The 21,333-nt window shown below is 59.8% G+C and carries 18 protein-coding genes; 11 read left to right on the top strand and 7 right to left on the bottom strand.

Going from position 1 to position 21,333, the window contains the following annotated elements; genetic code table 11:
* Positions 1–5 precede the first annotated feature (5 nt).
* Both FHX14_RS14095 and FHX14_RS14090 read left to right on the top strand, forming a co-directional pair.
* Positions 6–275, top strand: a complete 270-nt coding sequence (locus FHX14_RS14095; protein WP_184377544.1) for a type II toxin-antitoxin system prevent-host-death family antitoxin — start codon at positions 6–8, stop codon at positions 273–275.
* The gene (locus tag FHX14_RS14090) at positions 272–685 is read left to right on the top strand and encodes a hypothetical protein (protein ID WP_184377543.1); all 414 of its coding nucleotides are present in this window, start codon (positions 272–274) and stop codon (positions 683–685) included. The genes FHX14_RS14095 and FHX14_RS14090 overlap by 4 nt, the downstream gene beginning before the upstream one ends.
* Before the next feature lie 59 nt (positions 686–744).
* Here the strand turns inward: FHX14_RS14090 and FHX14_RS14085 are convergent, their stop codons facing one another.
* The 3 genes from FHX14_RS14085 to FHX14_RS14075 are packed head-to-tail and all read right to left on the bottom strand — an operon-like array spanning position 745 to position 2,607.
* Positions 745–2,100: a type IV secretory system conjugative DNA transfer family protein gene (locus FHX14_RS14085; protein ID WP_184377542.1), complete on the bottom strand. Its 1,356-nt coding sequence runs from the start codon at positions 2,098–2,100 to the stop codon at positions 745–747.
* Positions 2,097–2,330 carry a conjugal transfer protein TraD gene (locus FHX14_RS14080; protein ID WP_184377589.1) on the bottom strand — a complete coding sequence of 78 codons (234 nt, stop codon included), beginning with the start codon at positions 2,328–2,330 and terminating at the stop codon, positions 2,097–2,099. Before FHX14_RS14080 ends, FHX14_RS14085 begins: the two co-directional genes overlap by 4 nt.
* Complete coding sequence (locus tag FHX14_RS14075; protein WP_184377541.1) at positions 2,320–2,607, bottom strand: TraC family protein; 288 nt, start codon at positions 2,605–2,607, stop codon at positions 2,320–2,322. Before FHX14_RS14075 ends, FHX14_RS14080 begins: the two co-directional genes overlap by 11 nt.
* A gap of 177 nt (positions 2,608–2,784) precedes the next feature.
* On the opposite strand from FHX14_RS14075, the gene traA reads away from it, so the two are divergent.
* From traA to FHX14_RS14060, 3 genes are all read left to right on the top strand, one after another.
* Positions 2,785–7,422, top strand: coding sequence for a Ti-type conjugative transfer relaxase TraA (traA, locus tag FHX14_RS14070; protein WP_184377540.1), 4,638 nt, complete (start codon positions 2,785–2,787; stop codon positions 7,420–7,422).
* Positions 7,423–8,089: 667 nt separating this feature from the next.
* Complete coding sequence (locus FHX14_RS14065; protein WP_184377539.1) at positions 8,090–8,773, top strand: response regulator transcription factor; 684 nt, start codon at positions 8,090–8,092, stop codon at positions 8,771–8,773.
* A 124-nt stretch (positions 8,774–8,897) separates the two neighbouring features.
* On the top strand, positions 8,898–10,139 hold the full coding sequence (locus tag FHX14_RS14060) for an aminotransferase class I/II-fold pyridoxal phosphate-dependent enzyme (RefSeq protein WP_184377538.1): 1,242 nt from the start codon (positions 8,898–8,900) through the stop codon (positions 10,137–10,139).
* 46 nt (positions 10,140–10,185) lie between these two features.
* On the opposite strand, the gene FHX14_RS14055 is transcribed toward FHX14_RS14060, so the two are convergent.
* From FHX14_RS14055 to FHX14_RS14040, 4 genes are all read right to left on the bottom strand, one after another.
* Entirely contained in the window at positions 10,186–11,244 is a 1,059-nt protein-coding gene (locus FHX14_RS14055) for an extracellular solute-binding protein (RefSeq protein ID WP_184377537.1), read from the bottom strand.
* Between the two features lie 34 nt (positions 11,245–11,278).
* Entirely contained in the window at positions 11,279–12,049 is a 771-nt protein-coding gene (locus FHX14_RS14050) for an ABC transporter permease (RefSeq protein WP_184377536.1), read from the bottom strand.
* Between the two features lie 70 nt (positions 12,050–12,119).
* On the bottom strand, positions 12,120–13,028 hold the full coding sequence (locus FHX14_RS14045; protein WP_184377535.1) for an ABC transporter permease: 909 nt from the start codon (positions 13,026–13,028) through the stop codon (positions 12,120–12,122).
* Position 13,029: 1 nt separating this feature from the next.
* The gene (locus FHX14_RS14040) at positions 13,030–14,139 is read right to left on the bottom strand and encodes an ABC transporter ATP-binding protein (RefSeq protein WP_184377534.1); all 1,110 of its coding nucleotides are present in this window, start codon (positions 14,137–14,139) and stop codon (positions 13,030–13,032) included.
* Between the two features lie 239 nt (positions 14,140–14,378).
* On the opposite strand from FHX14_RS14040, the gene FHX14_RS14035 reads away from it, so the two are divergent.
* The 6 genes from FHX14_RS14035 (at position 14,379) to FHX14_RS14010 (ending at position 21,271) form a co-directional block, all read left to right on the top strand.
* Entirely contained in the window at positions 14,379–15,077 is a 699-nt protein-coding gene (locus FHX14_RS14035) for a GntR family transcriptional regulator (RefSeq protein WP_184377533.1), read from the top strand.
* A 106-nt stretch (positions 15,078–15,183) separates the two neighbouring features.
* Positions 15,184–16,545, top strand: a complete 1,362-nt coding sequence (locus FHX14_RS14030) for an aspartate aminotransferase family protein (protein ID WP_184377532.1) — start codon at positions 15,184–15,186, stop codon at positions 16,543–16,545.
* 2 nt (positions 16,546–16,547) lie between these two features.
* Positions 16,548–18,257, top strand: coding sequence for an acetolactate synthase catalytic subunit (locus tag FHX14_RS14025; protein ID WP_184377588.1), 1,710 nt, complete (start codon positions 16,548–16,550; stop codon positions 18,255–18,257).
* A complete protein-coding gene (gene fabG, locus FHX14_RS14020; RefSeq protein ID WP_184377531.1) occupies positions 18,254–19,030 on the top strand; it encodes a 3-oxoacyl-ACP reductase FabG in 777 nt (258 codons plus the stop codon). Before FHX14_RS14025 ends, fabG begins: the two co-directional genes overlap by 4 nt.
* A gap of 37 nt (positions 19,031–19,067) precedes the next feature.
* Positions 19,068–19,739 (top strand): response regulator transcription factor, encoded by a 672-nt coding sequence (locus FHX14_RS14015; RefSeq protein WP_184377530.1) that lies wholly within the window; start codon positions 19,068–19,070, stop codon positions 19,737–19,739.
* A gap of 281 nt (positions 19,740–20,020) precedes the next feature.
* The gene (locus tag FHX14_RS14010) at positions 20,021–21,271 is read left to right on the top strand and encodes an ATP-binding protein (protein ID WP_184377529.1); all 1,251 of its coding nucleotides are present in this window, start codon (positions 20,021–20,023) and stop codon (positions 21,269–21,271) included.
* Positions 21,272–21,333: the final 62 nt, after the last annotated feature.

Raw genomic sequence — 21,333 nt, 5'->3', positions numbered from 1 at the left:
GCGCTATGCCCAAATCCAGCGGTTCCTATTCAACCAGCGATCTGTCGCGCAAATCTGGCGATATCATCGCCGAGGCCCTGCGTCATCCTGTCACGATAACCCAGCGGAATAAACCGCGTCTCGTCCTTCTCAATATTGAAGACTACGAGCGGCTGATGAAGCAGTCGGACCGGCGCACCGTCGACACTATCGAAACGATGTCCGATGAACTGTTTGCCGAGTTTGAAAATGCTGTCGAGGCCTATGCCGACGAGGACGAGGCGGGTCACTCATGACCTACGAGCTGATCGTGACTGCCAGCGTCATTCGCTATCCCTATCTGTGGGCACGTGAGGCTGGGCGTGGAGAGACGGAAGGGCGAAAAGATCGGCCGGTCGCCGTGGGCGTGAGGATGCCGCGGCCGGACGGTGATCTGGTTCTTTTCTTCCCCATCACCACCAAGCAGCCGGAGGCATCGCGATTTGCGGCGGAGGTGCCGACGATCGAAAAGCGCCGCGCCGGCCTCGATGCCGGTCGCAGGCTTTGGATCATTATCGACGAGTTCAATACCGACATCATCGGAAATTCATTCTACCTCGAGCCCGAGCCACCACTTGGGCGGTTCAGCAAGGCCTTCTTCCTGCCGCTGCTGCGGGAATTCATCAGTCGCCGCAAGTCGGCTACGGAGGTCAGCCGATTCCGCTGACCTGCTATTCGTAATAGCTCACCGCCGATCGTCCCTTCCAGCTATCCCGGCATCGGCCATCATTGTATCGGTTTGACGAAGCGGTTCGCCTTGGCGACCCTATCCATCTCCTTGCGCCGGAAGTAGATCGCCCGTCCGCAACGGATCGGACGATGGCCCTGCACGATGATGATCTGCTCGTCCTTGCGCATCGACTGGGTGATTTCATGCGGCATGATCAACGGCCTCCGCTGAAAACTGAGGCTCTCCGATTTCCGCGTGCCGCCGTTCCGGCTGTCCCAGCCGAGATTGCGTGAACTGCCCTTTACCTCGACGGTCATCTCGCCACATTGGGCCGAGACGGTGCGCGCGGTGTCGAGCGCTTTGATCGCCGCGTAGCTTGCAAAGGCGCAGCCCTCGATCCAGGACGTCGCCCCATCTTTTCCGAAGTGCCGTTCCAATTGGCCGACAGATTGGTACATCAGCATTATGCTGATTCCATACTTGCGGCCGCGGTCGCGCGCTTCCTCCAGCACGCGCATGTAGCCAAGAAGGTCGACCTCATCCAGCATGAACAGCGCCCGCCGCCGGAAGATGCCGTCGGCCTGCACCATCACCTCGCGCCCGAGCGCATGGGTGCGATGCTCGACGACCATAGGCGCCACCTCGGTGGAGGGGTCAAGGCAGATCAGAGGGCCGGTATAGCGCAGCGCCGTCGGCACGACGTTGCTGGTGGTCTTGTATCCGCCCGATCCTGCGAAAAACAGCGTATGGGTAGAATCGAAGTCCTGCTTGTAGGTGAGCAGCGGCGCCTTGCCACCCTGTCCCCACGTGCTGCGATCGTTTGCATCGAAGGGGAGCTCATGGACGATTTCCTTGTCGACCCGATAGCGCTCGCCGACGACGATCTCTCCATCGGGCGGAAACAGTTTTGCTGCCGCCGCCATGGGCAGCCAGTCGGCGTCCCCGAACGTTCCGCGCCGGGCGCGTTTGATCTCATCCGGCACGACGACGGAGATGCGGGCTGCCACCGCCACTGCCAGGAATCCCGCGACGGCGCCGATGACTGCGACCATATCAAGATAGGATAGCGCTCGATCCCATGTGATGACCCCGGTTTGCACCGAAGGTCCAAGCCGGGCGAATTCGCGCATGGCATAGAAGGCGGAGACGCCCAGATAACACAGAAGGCTTGTCATCGCGACCGGCCTTCGCCGATGCAGCGGCAAGGTCCAGACGGTCAGTAGCCCGGCGAGCGGCCCGAACAGCAGCGTCGGCACAGGTGCGGCTCGCAGGAACCAGTATTCCATCCTTCCCGGCATGCCGGCGGCGAGCCCAGGCCAACGCCAGCCTGCAATGTAGACTGCAATCGCCGTGACCACGACAGGCGCGAAAACGAACAGCAGGCTCGGATGCGGCTTTCCTCTCGCTATCATTCGGCCACCTCCTCGATACGCGACGGAATGCCGTTCAACGAAGTGGCTTTAAAAGCGTCTTCTCCGATATCGCATAGCCGCTTGTGCTCGGCGGAGCCGTGGGTGAGCTTTGCCAATTCTATGAAGCCGCCAAGCAGGAACGCCCGATCCGCCTTCGACAGTCCGGCTCGGATGACGATGCCGCCCAGCAGGATTTTCTCGCGCGTGTCGCGCTTGCGTTCAGCCGTCATTTGAAACCTGGCCCTTCGCTCCAGGGCCATTATCTGCTGGTCGACGCGTTTGAGGAGCAGGGACAACGACCCCCTTCCTTTCCCCCTTGCGAAACCGCGCGGCGATCTCCTTGACGATCCGATCGACCTCCTCATCGGCGATCTCCATCTCGGCCAGGCCGGATTTGGTGACAGCGCGGGCAAACCGTTCCGCCGATTTGACGATCAATAGACGTTTGCGTTCGCGCAGTCTCTCGATCTGGGCGTCGAGATCGGCGATCGATGATTTGGTCGACATTCGCGGTTCCTTTCCGAGTTCAGATAATCGAAACGAAGCGATTATACTAACTATAATAAAATAGTAAAGCGAGCTAAGTTGCAACCGGAAAAGCGGCATCGGCCCTTCGGTCCGATCGGTTCGAGGGCGCAATATACGTCGCTGTCGCGACGTGCCTGGATCAGTCTGGAGACACCAGTGGCGATCATGTTCGTCAGAGCGCAGGTGATCAGCAGGGGAGCCGGACGCAGCATCGTCTCGGCCGCCGCCTATCGTCATCGCGCCCGGATGATCGACGATCAGGTGGGAACGTCGTTCAGCTATCGCGGCGGCGCCTCCGAGCTGATGCATGAGGAACTGGCGCTGCCGGGTGAGATCCCGGCCTGGCTGCGATCGGCGATATCAGGTCGGTCCGTCGCCCGGGCCAGCGAAGTGCTGTGGAATGCCGTCGACGCCTTTGAGAAGCGGGCGGATGCACAGCTCGCCCGCGAACTGATCATCGCCCTGCCGGAGGAGCTGACGCGGGCGGAGAACATTGCGCTGGTCCGCGACTTCGTCCGCGACAATCTCACCTCGAAAGGAATGATCGCCGACTGGGTCTATCACGACAAGGAGGGTAACCCGCACATCCACCTGATGATGACGCTGCGGCCGATGACCGAGGAGGGTTTTGGACCGAAGAAAGTTCCGGTCCTCAGTGAGGAGGGCAAGCCGCTGCGTGTCGTCACGCCGGATCGACCGAATGGGAAGATCGTCTACAGAGTTTGGGCCGGTGACAAGGAAACGATGAAGGCGTGGAAGATCGCCTGGGCGGAGACGGCCAACCGGCATCTGGCGCTTGCCGGCCACGAGATCCGCCTCGACGGTCGTTCCTATGCCGAGCAGGGCCTTGACGGCATCGCGCAAAAACATCTCGGGCCGGAGAAGGCGGCACTCGCAGGCAAGGGCAGGGAGCTCTACTTCGCACCGGCCGATCTCGCCCGCCGCCAGGAGATGGCTGACCGGTTGCTGGCCGAGCCGGAGCTTCTGTTGAAGCAGCTCGGCAACGAACGCTCGACCTTCGACGAGAAGGATATCGCCAAAGCGCTGCACCGCTACGTCGACGATCCCACCGATTTTGCCAACATCCGCGCCCGGCTGATGGCGTCGGACCAGTTGGTCATCTTGAAGCCGCAGGCGATCGATGCAGAGACAGGGAAGGCGGCCGCTCCTGCCGTGTTCACCACTCGCGACATCCTGCGGATCGAGTACGACATGGCGCAGTCGGCGCGGGTGTTGTCGAAGCGCGGCGGCTTCGGTGTTTCCAGGCGGCAGGTTGAAGCGGCGATTGATCGCGTCGAGAGCGGCGATCCCAAAACGCCGTTCCGGCTCGATGCGGAGCAGGTCGATGCCATCCGTCATGTCACCGGCGATAGCGGTATTGCTGCCGTCGTCGGCCTGGCCGGCGCCGGCAAATCGACGTTGCTTGCCGCGGCCCGTCTTGCCTGGGAAGGCGAGGGGCACCGGGTGATCGGCGCCGCACTTGCGGGCAAGGCGGCGGAAGGGTTGGAAGACAGTTCCGGCATCAAATCGCGCACGATCGCCTCCTGGGAACTCGCCTGGGCCAATGGGCGCGACACGCTCCATCGCGGTGATGTGCTGGTTATCGACGAGGCCGGCATGGTGTCGTCGCAGCAGATGGCCCGTGTGCTGAAGATTGCCGAGGAGGCTGAGGTAAAGGTCGTTCTCGTCGGCGACGCGATGCAGCTGCAGCCGATCCAGGCGGGTGCTGCTTTCCGAGCGATCACCGAACGGATCGGCTTTGCCGAGCTTGCCGGCGTGCGCCGCCAGCGGGAGGCGTGGGCGCGTGACGCTTCGCGGCTCTTTGCTCGTGGTGACGTCGAGAAAGGTCTCGACGCCTATGCTCAACAGGGCCATCTGGTCGAGGCGGGCACGCGCGAGGAAACGATCAACAGGATTGTGGTCGATTGGGCAAAGGCACGAAAGCAGGCGATTGATCGCACGGTTTCGGAAGGTCGAGATGGCCGTCTTCGCGGCGACGAGCTGCTCGTGCTCGCCCACACCAACGACGATGTCCGCAAGCTGAACAAGGCGCTGCGTGAAGTCATGGCTGGGGAGGGGGCGTTGAGCGACAGCCGCGCTTTCCGGACCGAGCGCGGGACGCGAGACTTCGCCGTCGGCGACCGCATCATCTTCCTGGAAAACGCTCGCTTCCTTGAGCCGCGAGCCGGGCACTCCGGGCCGCAATACGTCAAGAACGGCATGCTCGGCACGGTCGTCGCGACCGGTGACAAACGCGGCGATCCGCTGCTGTCGGTTCTGCTCGACAATGGCCGCAAGGTCGTCTTCAGCGAGAGCAGCTATCGCAATGTCGATCACGGCTATGCCGCAACGATCCACAAATCGCAAGGCGCCACCGTCGACCGCACCTTTGTGCTCGCCAGCGGCATGATGGACCGGCATCTAACCTATGTATCGATGACCCGGCATCGTGACCGCGTCGATCTCTACGCTGCGAAAGAAGATTTTGAGCCGAGACCGGAATGGGGACGCAAACCGCGCGTCGACCATGCTGCGGGCGTCACCGGCGAGCTTGTCGAAACCGGCGAAGCCAAATTCCGGCCCGAGGACAAGGATGCCGACGACAGCCCCTATGCCGATGTCAGGACGGATGACGGAACCGTCCACCGGCTGTGGGGCGTGAGCATGCCGAAAGCACTGGAGGACGCCGGCATCTTACAAGGCGACACCATTACGCTGCGCAAGGATGGTGTCGAGCGGGTCAAGGTTCAGGTTGCTATCGTCGACGAGGCGACGGGTCAGAAGCGTTACGAGGAGAGGGAAGTCGACCGCAACGTCTGGACGGCCAGCCGGATCGAAACCGCCTATGTCCGCCGGGAGCGCATCGCGCAGGAAAGTCATCGGCCGGAGGTGTTCGAGCAGCTCGTCGAGCGATTGTCGCGTTCCGGCGCCAAGACGACGACGCTCGATTTTGAAAGCGAGGCCGGTTATCGCGCCCAGGCGCAAGACTTCGCTCGGCGCCGCGGGCTCGATCATCTTTCGCTCGCCGCAGCCGAGATGGAGGAAAGCCTTTCCCGGCGCTGGACGTGGATTGCCGCAAAGAGGGAGCAGGTGGAAAAGCTCTGGGAAAGGGCAAGCGTGGCGCTCGGCTTTGCCATCGAGCGAGAACGGCGGGTCGCCTACAACGAGGCGCGAACTGAATCCCACACCGTCTCGGGCGCAAGCGCTGGCGAAGCGCAGTATCTGATCCCGCCGACCACGTCCTTCGTCAGGAGCCTCGAGGCGGATGCGCGGCTGGCGCAGCATTCGTCGCCGGCCTGGGCGGAGCGGGAAACGATCCTGCGCCCGCTGCTTAATAAGATCTACCGGGATCCGGATGCAGCACTTGTTGCCCTGAATGCGCTCGCATCGGACGCCGGCACTCAACCCCGCAGGCTCGCCGACGAGCTTGCCGCAGCACCCGATCGGCTCGGCCGGCTGCGTGGTTCCGAGCTGATCGTCGACGGACGCGCGGCGCGTGACGAGCGCAGTGTCGCCATGGCGGCCCTGGAGGAATTGCTTCCCCTGGCTCGGGCCCATGCGACCGGGTTCCGCAGAAACGCCGAACGGTTCGAACTCAATGAGCAGACGCGTCGCTCCTATATGTCATTGTCGATCCCGGCGCTTTCCGAGCGCGCGATGGCGCGCCTTATGGAGATCGAGGCGGTGCGCAGCCGGGGCGGGGACGACGCCTATAAGACCGCCTTTGCGCTTGCCGCCGAGGACCGCACGGTCGTGCAGGAAATCAAGGCGGTCAGTGAAGCGTTGTCCGCGCGGTTCGGCTGGAGGGCATTCACCTCGAAGGCGGATGAGGTTGCCGAACGCAATGTGGCCGAGCGCATGCCGGAAAATCTGACGGCCGCCCGGCGCGAGAAACTGACTGGGCTGTTCGAAGCCGTGAAGCGTTTTGCCGGCGAGCAGTATCTCGCCGAGCGGCAGGATCGCTCGAAGATCGTCATGGCTGACAGTGCCGGTCCGGCCAAGGAGCCAGGGAAAGAGAATGTGCCCGTGCTGCCGATGCTCGCCGCCGTCACCGAATTCAAGATACAGGTCGACGACGAGGCGCGATCTCGAGCGCTCTCCGCTCCCTTGTACCGTCAGGAGCGGGCGGCGCTGGCCAACGCTGCGAGAACGATCTGGCGCGATCCCGTGACCGTCGTCGACAAGATCGAGGACCTGCTGAGGAAAGGTTTTGCCGCTGATCGCATCGCAGCCGCGGTGGCAAACGATCCGGCCACCTACGGTCCGCTACGTGGCTCCGATCGCCTCATGGATCGGATGCTGGCTTCCGGCCAGGAGCGGAAAGAGGCGCTCCAGGCCGTGCCCGAAGCGGCCGCGCGGTTGCAGTCGCTCGGTTCGGTCTATACCGGCACCCTCGATGCCGAGCGTCGGGCCATCATCGAAGAGCGCCGGCGGATGGCGGTTGCCATTCCCGGCTTGTCGAAAGCTGCGGAAGAGGCGATCCAGCGGCTGACAGCGGGAGCGAAGAAGAATGGTCGGAAGCTGAGCGGTTCTGTTGGTTCTCTCGATCCGAGCATTCGCCGGGAGTTCGCGGACGTCAGCAAGGCGCTCGATGAGCGCTTCGGCCACGATGCCATTATTCGAAACGAGAAGGATCTCATCGATCGCGTGCCGCCGGCGCAGCGCCCGGCCTTCACGGCGATGCAGGACAGGCTGAGGGTCCTGCAGCAGACCGTACGCCAGGAAAGCAGTGAACAGATTATCGCGGAACGGCGCCAGCGCACTTCGCAACGCAGCCGCGGCATCGATCTCTGAAAATCACTGAACACGTGAAGCGGTTGGGTTCCCGACGGCGTTGTCGACCGGCGCGGTTAGGCACTTCGCGAATAGGCGGCGATCAAAAACTGTTGGCTGTCAGCTCTCACGCGCGAGCCACGGCGGCCTCCTCTGCATTCAGATGTTTGAAAACCCTCACCCAAAAGCTGAAGTCTCCGGAGCGGCCGTCGGAACGCGCGCCTAATGCGCACCATGCCGCTGCCGTTTTCGCATTTAGTCCGTAAAGCGATCGAGCGATATCACTTGTATCCCCAACATCTCCATCACTCCAAATATCAGGCGTGGCCGCGGCGGCGCAGCTGAATGAGCACTCTTCGTATATTTCGCGCATTGAGAAACCCCGTTACCGTCCGGAAACAGGTCATCAAGATATGCCGGACGTTGATCCCATCAAATGGGCCACGATCACGTGCCGTCCCTGGCAACTATGCGCTTCGGCGCGAAATTCCTTCCGCTTTCAACATTATGTTGTAACAAAATAAAAAGGCAAGCTATAAAAATACCCGGAATGAGAGCGCTTTCGTGACTCGTTCAAGCCAAGTGCGAAGCTAATGCGTGAGGTTTCCATCAAAGTGACACGTCCTGGCGAATATTTTGTGGTATCAAAATCCATCTTGATAAGGGTGTCAGATTGCGGGGCCAGCCGATGAGCGAACTTCTGGCGATCGTATCCCGAGACGCTGACTATTATTTGATGCTCGAGCATATTTTGACGGAAGGCGGATACAGGACAATGCTCATCGATGTTCCGAGCGAAGCCGTCCCGACAGTCGAGGAGTTCGACGCCGCTGCGATCATCGTCGACTGCCAGCCGGGTTCGCAAATTTTGTCTGATATCGCCGCCAGCCTCAAGGAGAAAGGGCTTGCCAGCGAGGTCACCCTCATCGCGCTGGTCGCCGAAAAAACCGCCTATCTCGACATTTTGAAAGCCAATGTCGATGAGAGCTTTACAAGGCCCATGCGGCCGGAACGCCTCTTGTCTTACCTTCACGGTGCAATAGGGAATTCCGCCGCCGACGTGCCTCGCCCCCTCCTTCCAATATTCAACGATATGAAATTGGACACCAAGGGTCGGCGTGTTCTGGTACGGGGCACGCCGATCAACCTTAGTCCGATCGAGTTTCGCCTGTTGAGCGCCCTGATGGGGGACGCGGGACGAGTTCTCAGCCGGGTCGAGCTGATAGGTATCGCTTGGCCGCAGGGAGCGTTCGTCGAGCCGCGGACGGTGGATGTTCATATCGGCCGCCTCCGGCGGGCGTTGAAGCGAGCCCTTGGCCGCGATGTGATCCGGACGGTGCCAAAGGTCGGATATGCGATGGACATCGACTGAAACTTATGAACCTCGTCACGTTCACATCTTCACCGAAATTTCTCCGAAACTTGCCGACGCCTTCGTTGCATAAAGGAAAGGCTCGCGGTTAGCGTGTAGTCCGTCCATTGTTCGGGAGCACAACATGCAAGAGGCCGCTTCGGGCGCCGAGTCGCCCACGATATCGCATAGAAACACTGCCAGTTTGATCAGGCATGCAGGTCCTCACTTTGCCGCAGCCCATCTCGATGGCTTGATGGCACTCTATGTCCAGCCATCCGACGGTCGAGCCGTGGCGCTGCCAATATCTGAGAGCCGATCGCAACGTGTCATCGACTTCGTTCGCTGCTCCTATCTCGGACTCGACAATCATCCCGCGATCATCGAGGGCGCTATTGAGACCGTTCGGCGCTACGGAACGCTACACTGGTCCTGCGCCCGCACGCGGCTCAATTTTGCGGTCCTGGGGGATCTCGAGGATGCGCTCTCGGATCTCTTCGGGGCAAGGGTGATCACCTACACAACGGTGCTTGCCGCCAACCTTAGCGCGCTTCCGCTGATCGCGTCCGGAATTCTGACCGGCGGCAAGAAACCCGTGATGGTGTTCGATCGCCTCGCTCATGCGACGCTCGCATTTAACAAGCCCGTCGTCGCCGAAGAATGCGAGGTTCGCACCATAGGCCACAACGATCTTCAGGCGCTGGAAGACATTTGCCGTCAGAATGAGACGGTCGCCTATGTTTGTGACGGTGTCTATTCCATGGGCGGTTGTGCGCCGATCAAGGAATTGCGCGAGCTTCAGGAGCGATACGGCCTTTTCCTCTATATTGATGATGCTCATGGCATATCGCTCTTCGGAGAAAGGGGGGAGGGTTTTGCCCGTTCGCAAATGCCCGAGGGTCTCGAAGAGCGGACCATAATCGCGGCCTCACTCGGCAAGGGCTTCGGCGCCTCAGGCGGCATGTTGATGCTTGGAACGTCATTTCAGGAAGAAATTTTTCGCCGCTTTGCTCTCGCCCATGCCTTTTCGGCCTCGATCAATGTTGCGGCTATTGGTGCTGCCCTCGCTTCCGAGGCAATCCATCGCACACCGGAACTCGGCGTGCGGCAAAGGGCATTGGCCGAATACATTTCTCTGTTCGACGAACTGGTGCCGACCGCACAGGCGGGATCCCGACTTCCTATCCGCACCGTTGTCGTCGGTGACGAGCTGGCGGCAATCGGTGCCGCCAGAGTCGTGCTCGATGCCGGTTACTATGCATCGGCCATATTCTTCCCGACGGTGGCCAAGGGGAGGGCAGGGCTGCGCATATGTCCGACTGCCAGCCACACGGCCGCGGAAGTGCGCGAGGTCGCCGCTGCCATCAATCGTGCCCTCAAGGGCTAACGATCGGTCTTCACCCCGGGCGCTCCTTCTAGCCCGGGGATGGTCGTTATCGGATCCAGGCATTCCAGCGCTCGAGCATCGTCGCGGAATTTTCATTGATCCATTTGGCGTCCGGAATGACGATGTAATCCCTGATATCATCGTCGCTTGGCAACGCTGCACGTGCTGCCGGCGACATCAACGCGATCGCCTTGCGACTGGGCGGCGTGCAAAGGAGTTCCTCGCAGACTTTCGCCTGCGCCTCGGGGTGATCAAGCCAGTAGCCGACCAGCTGTAACGCATTCGTCCGGTTCGGCGCGCCCTTGATGATGGTCAAGCGATCGCCAACTAAGAAAGAAGCCTGCTTGGACCAGGCGATCTGGCGGCCTTCAGCCTTCAGAGTATTTGCCCGCGTCAGCCAGATCTGGCCGATGCTGTAGTCGCCGTTGCGAAACCCTTGAACGCTCTGATCACCGGTCTTCCACCAGAGCGATATTGCCGGGCGGATCTCGTCAAGCTTTTTGAGTGCGCGGTCGACGTCGAGCGGAAAGAGCTTGTCGCGCGGGACACCATCGGCCAGCAGTGCAGCGGCCATGACCCGCCACGGATCGTCGAAATTCGGAAAAGACCGACCACCGGGAAATTTCGCCTGGTCCCACATGTCAGCCCAGCTCGACGGGCTTCCTTCCTTGAAGCCGGTAGGGTCGTAAGCCATGAGCGTTGCGGTCGAAAAAAGCCTGGCCCCGGCAGTCACACAGGCATCGTCGACCAAGTCTGGTCGGCCTTGAAAGGGTTTGCAAAATTCGGTGAGGTCTTCAGACGTCAGCCGATGCGTTTCAGCGCTCGCCTGGATCTCGCCATCCGGATAGAGGTCCCAGGTCACATTGCCTGTCTTGACCATCGCCGATGCTTTCGCTCGCATCTCCGCATTTGTTGCCGCGACCGAGACGACTTTGATGCCGGTCTCTTCGGTAAACGGCTCGAACCAGAATTTTCGCAGCGCCGTATCGTAGGCGCCGCCAGTGGTCGCAATGACCACCTGCTCCTCAGCATGCGATGCCCCCGCACCAGCTAGCGTGAGGCAAGCCGCAAGCAGCAAAGGCCTGATCTCGATTCGTTTTGTCATCACGTGTTCCTCCGTCCGGATGAATATGGCCACGTTAGTCCTCCCCGCGGCCTGTAAGGAGATAGATGGAGCCCATGAGGACGAGCGATATCGCGACGAGCAGCGTCGAAACCGATGCGATGACCGGGGTGAGATTGAAATCGATATCCTCGAACATTTTGCGGCTGATCGTTTTGCCGCCGGTATCGGAGATGAAGAAAGCGACCGTTGCCTCGTCAAATGACGCGAGAAACGCGAAAACCGAAGCAGCTGCGACCGCCGGTGAAATGTTTGGAAGCACGATGCTGAAGAAGGCGCGGCTGCGGCTTGCCCCGCAATTCAGTGCGGCAAGTTCAAGTGACGGGTCGAAGCGCTCGAGTGCCGCAGATACGGTGATGATGACGTAGGGGACCGAGAGCACGGTGTGCGCGACCAGGAAACCAGCAAAATTGCCTGTCAGGCCAAGCGGCGAGAAAATCAGATAGAGCGCAACGCCGAAGACGACATGGGGGACAATCATCGGCCCGAGCGACAGCGCCTGCAGAAGGGCCTTGCCCGGCAAATTGCCGCGAACGAGTCCGATGGCGGCCATTGTTCCGATTGCCGTCGAAGCCATGGTTGTCGATAGCGCAATCTTCAGGCTGAAAATCGTCGCCGCGCGCCAGTCCGGATCGGAGAGAAATTCGCTATACCAGCGAAGCGTCAGGCCCTTCGGCGGGAATTGGATATAGCTGCTGTCATTCAGCGAAATCGGAATAACGAGCAACGTCGGCAGCACCAGGAAGAACAGGATTGCGCCAATCAGGAATCCCCCGAAGAGCCGCAAGACTGCCTTGCTATAAGGTCGATGGCTGCTGTTGACGCAAGAGGCGGCGCATGCCGTGGCGGTTGCTGACTCAGTTGACACTGTTCATTCCTTTGCTGACGGAAAGGGCCTTGCGGAACACAAGGACAAAGATGAGCGTCGTGGTAAGAAGGACCGTGGCGAGCGCTGCGGCGAATGGCCAGTCAAGCAGGACGATAGTTTGCTGGCCGATCAGCGTTGCCATCATCAATGCTCCCGGTCCGCCAACAAGGGCTGGCGTGATATAAAAACCGATCGCCAGGATGAAGCACATGACGCACCCGGCAAAGATTCCAGGCAGGCTGAGGGGCAAGGTCACGCGCAGGAAGGCGCCCATCGGGCCGGCGCCGAGATTGCGGGCGGCCTGGCTATATTCGGCAGGAATTGTGCGAAGAGCATTGCAGATGGGCAGGATCATGAAGGGCATGAGAACATGTGTCATCGCGAGGATGACGGCGCCCTCGGTATAAAGGAGCTTCAAAGGACTGGTGACGACGCCGGTTTCAATGAACAAGCCATTGACAACCCCGTTTCGCTGCAGCAGCACGATCCAGGCGTATGATCGCACCAGCACTGAGGTCCACAGCGGCACGAATACTGCCGCCGCGACGATCATTGCAGCCTTGCCTCTGGCGCGCGCCATGAGAAAGGCAACCGGATATCCGAGCAGCAGGCTCGCCACAGTGACAATTGCACCCGTCTGCAGCGTGCGAAGTAGGACGTCGATGTAAAGTGGCTCGGTGACAATCCGCCGGTAATATTCGAGCGTGAATTCCGGCGCCATAACGCTCAAAGAGATGAGCCGGCCAATCGGATAAAGGAAGCCTGCGGCCAGTAGGAGCATCAACGGGGCAACAAGCACAAGCGTCAGCGCGTGCGAATAACGCCGTGCCGAGTATGAGAATAGCCAGCTTGCTGAAACGGTCGGTGTCGGTGCGAGATTGTCGACGGTCACGGTCATCTCATGCCTCCGCATCGGCAAAGAGCCGCAGGCCGTCGCGCTCGGCAATGACATCCACGAAGGTACCCGTCGCAAAGCGCGCTCTCATCCCATCGGTGGAGATCTGCACCTGAATGATTTCTCCGTTCCCGAAATCGGTGCGAACGAGATGAAGATCGAAGGAGCCTGCAAAGACCGAGGTCTCGATCCGGCCGGGCAGGGCGTTCTTTCCCCCTGCGCCGCGCGCTGCAAGACCAAGGCGCTCAGGTCTGAGCGCAAGACGAACGCGATCCCCGATCTTTGCCGAACCCTCGAAACCCGGAAAAGCGCCCGGCGTATCAATGACCACATCATCACCCAGTCTGATCGTCTGGCTGCCGGCGATGTCGCCCAGGTATTCTCCAGTCAGGAAGTTCATCTTGCCGATGAAGTCCGCAACAAAGGCACTCTGCGGATTGCAGTAAATCTCCGCCGGGGTTCCGAGTTGTGCGAGTTGCCCCTTTGCCATAACGGCGATCCGGTCGGACATGGTCAACGCCTCCTCTTGATCGTGCGTCACGTAGATGACCGTAGCGCCGAGCCGCTGCTGCAACTGCTTGATCTCGAGCTGCATGGATTCGCGCAGCTTCTTGTCGAGTGCCCCGAGCGGCTCGTCCATCAGGAGAACAGGCGGTTCGAAGACAATTGCTCGCGCGACCGCCACACGCTGTTGCTGGCCGCCGGATAATTCGTGGGGATAGCGCCTGGCGTAGTCGGGGAGTTGGACGAGGTCGAGCGCCCGGCCGACGCGTTCGGCTCTTAGGTTCTTGCGAATGCCGCGCATCTTCAGTGGAAAGGCTATGTTTTCAGCGACGGTCAGATGGGGGAACAAGGCATAACGCTGAAAGACCATCCCGATATTGCGGCGATCGGGCGACATGGTGGTGACATCGCGCCCGCCGATAATGATGCGCCCGGCAGAAGGGCTTTCGAAGCCCGCGATCATTGTCAGGAGCGTCGTTTTCCCCGACCCGGATGGACCAAGGATCGACAGGAATTCGCCGGCGGGAATTTCCAAGGTCACTGCGCCAACGGCAGTCTGGCTGCCATAAGCCTTGCCAATGCGATCGATGAAAACAGGCGCACCAATCAAAATGATATCTCCCTTTCGCGTGCGTTGAACGTGTTGGAACCCCCCAGGCCGCTCGTGCGGTGCGGGGTTGCTGTGGGCATCATGCCGGGGGTCGGCAGGTCGTGTGGATACGGCCTTGCGCGGCAAGGCGTTGCTACTATTCACGATCCCGTTATGCTGTCACATTAAAGGATCGTTTCGGTCTCATTTATTTTTGTTGCAACAAAAATGTGAAGAAGTCAACGCTCGGGGGATAAGAATTGAGCAAAAATACAACCGCAAAGAAATTTCAGCAGGCTGAGCCCAAGGTCGGGCGCCTCAGCGACTTTGCCTACGCCTCTATTAAGGAGCTTCTATCGCGCGGAACTTACAGGCCTGGTCACAAGCTGCCGATCCGCTCGATGGCCGAATTGCTGAACGTCGGCTCTACGCCGGCGCGAGAGGCGATCAATCGGTTGGTCTTCGAGGGCGCGCTCACCATGGTAGGCCCTAAAACCGTGATCGTCCCGCACCTAGATCTCGCCGCGCTTTACGAGGTCACGCAGATGCGGCTGGCGCTTGAGGGGCTGGCGACCGAGAAAGGTGCGCTGCTGGCGACGGAAGAGACGATTGATAACCTATTATTTCTGCAGGGGAAAATAACGAAGTCGCTTGATGAAAAGCGCTATGCTGACGCCCTTCACGACAACAAAGAATTTCACTTTACGATCTATCGGCTTTGCCAGATGCCGCATCTCCTTGCAACGATCGAGGCGCTGTGGCTAAGGGTCGGAGCTTCGTTTCATAACCTCTATCCTGACTTTGCTGAGGCAAAACATGGAGTGCGCAATCACATGGCGGCGATAGAGGGGCTCATCGACAAAGATCCATCTGCTGTCCGTGCCGCGATGGAAAACGATATTCGTGACGGCTACCGGCGCCTGAAGAAATCTGCGCAGAAGCGTCTCAGCCGGCAATAGCCCTACCGTCCGATTTTTTTGTTGCAACTTCTTCTGCTTCATGATTTTTGTTACAACAAAATTATGAAGGGTCGCGTCGCGGCCCGCGTTGGCCGGAGAAGATCGCATGTTTCACCCAGATTTATCGCGAACCGGCCGGGGATATTCCCGGTCGAGGTCCGAACATTTCTTCAAAAGGGGGCGCCGGGTATTCCCGACGGGGATCACGCGGGTCACCGTGGATCACGAGCCCATCCCGCTCTACATTTCCCGCGGGGAGGGAGCCTACCTTATCGATGTCGATGGCAATCGCCTCCTCGACCTCAACAACAATTTTACGACGCTGATCCACGGTCACGGTTTCCTTCCCGTCGCCGACGCGGTTGCGGATCTTCTGCATCGCGGCACGTGTTTCTCCAACCCTACCGAGCACGAGATCACGCTTGCCGAGCTGTTGATCGAACGCATTCCGGCCGTCGAACATATTCGCTTCGTCAACAGCGGGACCGAGGCTGTGATGTTTGCAATCAAGGCCGCCCGCGCATTCACCTGCCGGCCGGGTGTTGCACGCATCGAAGGCGCCTATCACGGCGCCTATGACTGGGCGGAGACGGGGCAGGCGGTGTCGCCGGCTATTTGGAACGACCCGCAGCGATCGTCGGCTGTACCCGCCTATCGTGGGATGCCGCTCTCGGTTGGTGAGGAGGTGACCGTTATCCGCTTCAACGACGTCTCGGATCTCGAGCGTCGTATTGCTTCGGCAGCCCCTTCATTGGCCTGTATCCTGATCGATCCAATGCCGAGTCGCGCCGGATTGGTCGCACCTGAACCGAGTTTCCTTGCGGCCGTCGGGGCGATCGCCAAGCAATACGGAATCCTCGTCGTCGCCGATGAAGTTCTCAATCTGCGGCAGTCATATGCAGGCGCTTCGGCCCGCTACGGTCTGCAACCCGACCTGATCGCGGCCGGAAAGATCATCGGCGGAGGTTTTCCGGTCGGGGCAATTGGTGGACGCGAAGAGGTCATGCGGGTCTTCGCAAGCGACAGCGGCAAGCCGCTGCTTCCACAAGGCGGCACGTTTTCGGCAAATCCCGTCTCGATGGTCGCAGGCCGGGTTGCAATGGAGGCGATGACGGAGGCGGCATTCGACGCGCTGGAGAGCCTTGGCGACGACATTCGGGAGGGTCTTCGAAAGGAAATCGAGCGCCGCGGTGCAGCTTTCAGCGTGACGGGGGCCGCATCATTGTTTCGCATCCATCCGAAAATCCAGGAGCCAACAGACTTCCGCGCGGCCTATCTCGATCGGGACGAGGCCGAATTGATGGCTCGTCTCTCCAAGCATTTCCTCGATTGCGGCATCCTGCTTCCGAATGGTGCGGCGGCGTCCCTTTCGACGGCAATGACCAAGGCCGACGGTGATGCGGTCATTTCGGCCTTCGCAGACTTCCTTTCACGCCTTGAAGCAAACCCAACAGAAGCGGGCACATGACCATGGCAACCGATGTTTTCACCGTCGCTGAACGTATTGCTCATTCTCTCAAGCGGCACGACGTCAACCATATCTTCGCCCAGAGCCTGCCTTCGGCGGTTATCCTGGCGGCCGAAGCAATCGGCATCCGCCAGGTCGCCTACCGCCAGGAAAACATGGGAGGGACCATGGCGGATGGCTATGCGCGTCTGTCCGGGAAGATCGGTGTGGTCGCAGCGCAAAACGGCCCAGCGGCAACGCTTCTCGTTCCACCGCTGGCCGAGGCGCTGAAGGCCAGCGTACCGATTGTCGCCCTCGTCCAGGATGTTGAACGAGATCAGGCTGATCGCAATGCATTCCAGGAGCTCGACCATCTCGCATTATTCCAATCCTGCACGAAGTGGGTGCGCAAGGTGATTGTTGCCGAACGGATCGACGATTATATCGATGCGGCCTTCACAGCCGCCGCCTCGGGTCGGCCAGGGCCGGTCGCACTCTTGCTTCCCGCCGACCTGTTGCGAGAGCAGATAGCGCCTTCGCCCTTTCGGCGCGAAGCTGTCCTCGGGCACTGGCCGCTCGATCGGCTGCGTCCGCGCAACAGCGACATTGAGCGCGCGGCTTCAATGATCGCGGCGGCTCACGCTCCCGTCATAATCGCCGGAGGCGGCGTTCATGCAAGCCGTGCCGCCGGCGAACTTTCGGCGCTACAGAATGAGGCCTCGCTTCCGGTGGTCACCACGAATATGGGCAAAGGTGCGGTCGACGAATATCATCCCCTGTCGGCAGGCGTTCTCGGTGCTCTCGTTGGGCCGAGGTCACTCGGACGACATACGGTTGCGCTCGTCGAAGAGGCAGATCTCGTTGTTTTGGTCGGGACGCGCACCAATCAGAATGGCACGGACAGTTGGCGTCAAATTCCCCGCTCCGCGTCGGTCATCCACGTCGATGTCGATCCCGCGGAAATCGGTCGCACATACGAGGCCGTCAGGTTGGTGGGCGATGCTGCAGAGACAATCCGGGCGCTTCGACGGGAGCTGTCTGGCCACGAGCTCTCTTACCGGGCATCGAAACGCGATCAGCTGATTGACCGGATCGCGGGATTCTGGCGCGCGTTCGACGCAGAACGTCAATCCGTTGCCCGATCTGATGCCAGCCCGATCCGCCCCGAACGGATCATGTTCGAGCTGCAACAGTTGATGACGGCGGATACGACCGTCGTTGCCGATGCGAGCTATTCCTCGATGTGGGTTGCCGGCCAGCTGCGGGCGCTTTCGCCTGGCATGCGCTTTCTCCTGCCGCGCGGCCTTGCTGGCCTTGGCTGGGGCCTGCCGCTTGCGCTCGGGGCGAAGGCGGCCGAGCCGGACAAGCCGGTCGTTACGATCGTCGGGGACGGCGGCTTCGCGCATAGCTGGGCGGAGCTGGAGACAATGGTGCGTAGCAGGCTCCCCATCCTCATTATCGTGTTGAACAACGGTATTTTGGGCTTTCAGCGTGACGCGGAGACTGCCAAGTTCGGCAGGTTCACGACTGCCTGCAGTTTTGCGGATGTCGATCACCAGAAAATTGCGGAAGCCTGCGGCTGCCCGGCAATCCGAATTTCCGATCCCGCCGATCTTCCTAGTTACCTCGAGCGCGGTCTTTCTGGAGAAGGGCCCTTGCTGATCGAAGTCATGACAGACGCTGGCGCCCATCCACCGTTATCGCTGTTTGCTGCAATGGATCAGGCGGCATGAGCGCCGACTGCAGCCCGCATGTTGCGGTTATCAGCGGCGGCACGACCGGGATCGGTCTTGCCACCGCGTTTCGGCTGCTCGAAGCCGGCCACCGGGTGGCCGTCTTCAGTCATGGCCGGGAAAGCGTTATGGCCGCCGGCGCAGCACTTGCTGAGGCTTTCGGACCAGAGAGCTCGATTGCGAGACAGGTCGATCTCCGTGAGCCGGCGGCCGTCACGCAGTTTTTCGGGGAAGTGGCCCGTATCTTAGGTCCACCCGAGATCCTCGTCTGCAATGCGGGGATTTCGCCAAAAGGTCCCGACGGTCCCGTAAACGTCTCCGATCTTGCTCTTGAAGAATGGAACGACGTGCTCACGGTCAACCTGACGGGGACAATGTTGTGTTGCCGAGCCGTTCTGCCCGCCATGAAAGAAAAGGGTTATGGACGCATCATATTGGTCGGATCTCTCGCTGGCCGGACGAGGCCGCGGATCGCCGGCCCGAGCTACGTGGTGTCAAAAGCTGCCCTTTCAGGGTTATCTCGCGTGCTGGTCTCTCAATATGGCCCCTATGGCATAACATCGAACGTCGTAGCGCCGGGTCGCATCCTGACGCCACTGACCGGATCGCCGGAAAGCAAGACAAATATCGAAGCGCTCGCCCGCATTCCGGCCGGTCGCCTCGGTGCCGCGGATGATGTCGCTGCCGTGATCGCGTTCCTGGCGTCGGAAGACGCCAAGTTCGTCAATGGAGCCATCATCGATGTCAACGGCGGCGAGTTCGCGCCGAGTTGAGGCTTGCGGTTCTTGAAACGACGAAGAGGCGGTCGACATGACACCTGTCATTCTGGTTTGCTCGCAGGACGCCGAGCTTTATTTGCTGCTTGCGCACATTCTGCGTAGCGAAGGCTTCGAGGCCCGTCTCGGAGCAAATGAAGGCGATGTTGTGGAGGCCTGCACCTCCGCAGAAATTTCCGCGGTTCTCCTAGATTGTGCGGGCTGGCCGAGTGATGTTGCGTCCCTATGTGCGCTACTGAAGGACGCCGGGCTTTCCGTGGGTGCGTTCATCGGAGGAGATATGCGGGCGCAGCACCTGCAGTTGATCAAGTCGGGCCTCGACGAATGCATCACGCGTCCTTTGTCGCCGTCGAAGCTTCTCGCCTTTCTCCGCGGAATAAGGCCGCGGTCGGACGCTGTCACCCGGCCAAGTTTTGCTGTCCCCAACGAGTTTATATTCGAGCAGCGCGCTGTCGTTATCGGGGGGAAGAGAATAACGCTTGCGCCTATGGAGTTGAAAATCCTTAGGTTCCTGCTGGAAAGGCAAGATCAGATCAGCAGCCGCGATCAACTCATTGAAGCCGTTTGGCCATATCCCCACTCAGTGGAGAATCGGACGGTCGATGTGCATATCGGCCGACTGCGGAGAGCGTTTGCAGGACTCCGTAATTTGAGGATTCGTACTATCTATGGTGCGGGTTATGCTCTTGAATACCTTGTTGGTTGATGTTCACATGTCTTGGCGATGGATTGCCTCTGTTGCAACTTGTCCCCCTCCAGGACGATCTACACGAAGGATACACCAGGAGTGCGCACGGACGCTCCGATGTTCGCCGTCACAAGAAGGACCCCGGGTAATAGGTAAGGGCGGCAATGAACAGGGCATTCGGGCCGATAGACTTGCCGAAGGCCTCTAGGTTCCGCCCCTGAAGCCGTCAGCGGTCATCTTAAAAATGGCTGAGATTACGCTTTAAATTGGACGCGATATCACTTAAATATGGTCTTGCCATGAGTAAAGAATCGTCGTCTCCATATTACGTTCGAAAAGTCCGCGCTAAGATTGCCGAAGCTCTCTCGGATACTCGCGTCGTGCTGATTTCCGGTCCGAGGCAGGCTGGGAAAACGACGCTCGCTCGCGAGTTTGTGGAAAGCAATCGTCCATACTTTACGCTCGACGACACCGGGACTTTGGAGGCTGCTCGAAATGATCCGATTGGGTTTGTTCGGGGACTCGACAAAGCCATTATCGACGAGGTGCAGAGAGCACCAGAATTGATGCTGGCCCTTAAGGAAAGCGTTGATACTGATAGCAGGCCAGGTCGCTTCCTCCTCACCGGTTCGGCGAACGTCATGACGATGCCCGCGATTGCAGATTCCCTTGCAGGTCGCATGGCCGTCGTTTCACTTCTCCCATTATCCCAGGCGGAGATCTACGGCCGGCCTGGCAGATTCCTGAATATGCTCTTTTCAGGGGAGAGGATCGACGCGGAAGGACCTCACAAGACCGGGCGAGATCTTATCGACGTCGTTCTGAAAGGCGGCTATCCGGAAGCGCTACGGCGGGTCAATCAAAGCCGGCGCCGAGCATGGCTCGATGACTACATATCTTTGATCCTCGATCGTGACGTCCGCGATATTGCTAATATCGACCAGTTGGACCGGCTTCCTCGCTTGCTGAGGATCCTGGCTGAGCATGCCAGCCAACTTACCAACAATTCCAGCTTCGGCTCGGCACTGTCGCTATCGAGTGTTACCGCCCAGAAATACGTGGGCATTCTGGAACGCCTGTACCTTTTGAGGCTGGTTGCACCCTGGTCGACCAACAGTCTTAGTCGTCTGATCAAAACACCGAAGATGCACTTTCTGGATAGTGGTCTTCTTGCAGCGGTACGGGACGATGATGAAGAACGCTTGCTTCGGGATCGCGGCCGTTTCGGTCCATTGCTGGAAACATTCGTCGTTTCCGAGATCATGAAAATTGCCGCTTGGACGGATCTTCGCCTGAGCTTCTCCCATTATCGCACCAAGGACCAGGATGAGGTCGACCTTGTCATCGAAGACAGAAGAGGCCGAGTGGTTGGAATCGAGGTCAAGGCATCGGCAACGGTCCGACCATCCGATATTAAAGGACTACGGCAGTTGAAAGCGGCCACTGGAGATCGTTTCCTGCAGGGGCTTGTTATCCACGATCATGATCGGGTCACTCCATTTGACGAAAACATCTCCGCCATCCCGATATCAAGCTTATGGATGTTATAACATCACATAAGCTGAATTATGGAACGAACGAATGCCGCTTCGTATACGATCGGAGCATGCTC

Origin of the sequence: Rhizobium sp. BK619 (assembly GCF_014195245.1) — a bacterium.
In the GTDB taxonomy this organism is placed as follows: domain Bacteria; phylum Pseudomonadota; class Alphaproteobacteria; order Rhizobiales; family Rhizobiaceae; genus Rhizobium; species Rhizobium acidisoli.
Note: the sequence above shows the minus strand (reverse complement) of the source record. Positions and strands in the feature narration are given on the sequence as shown.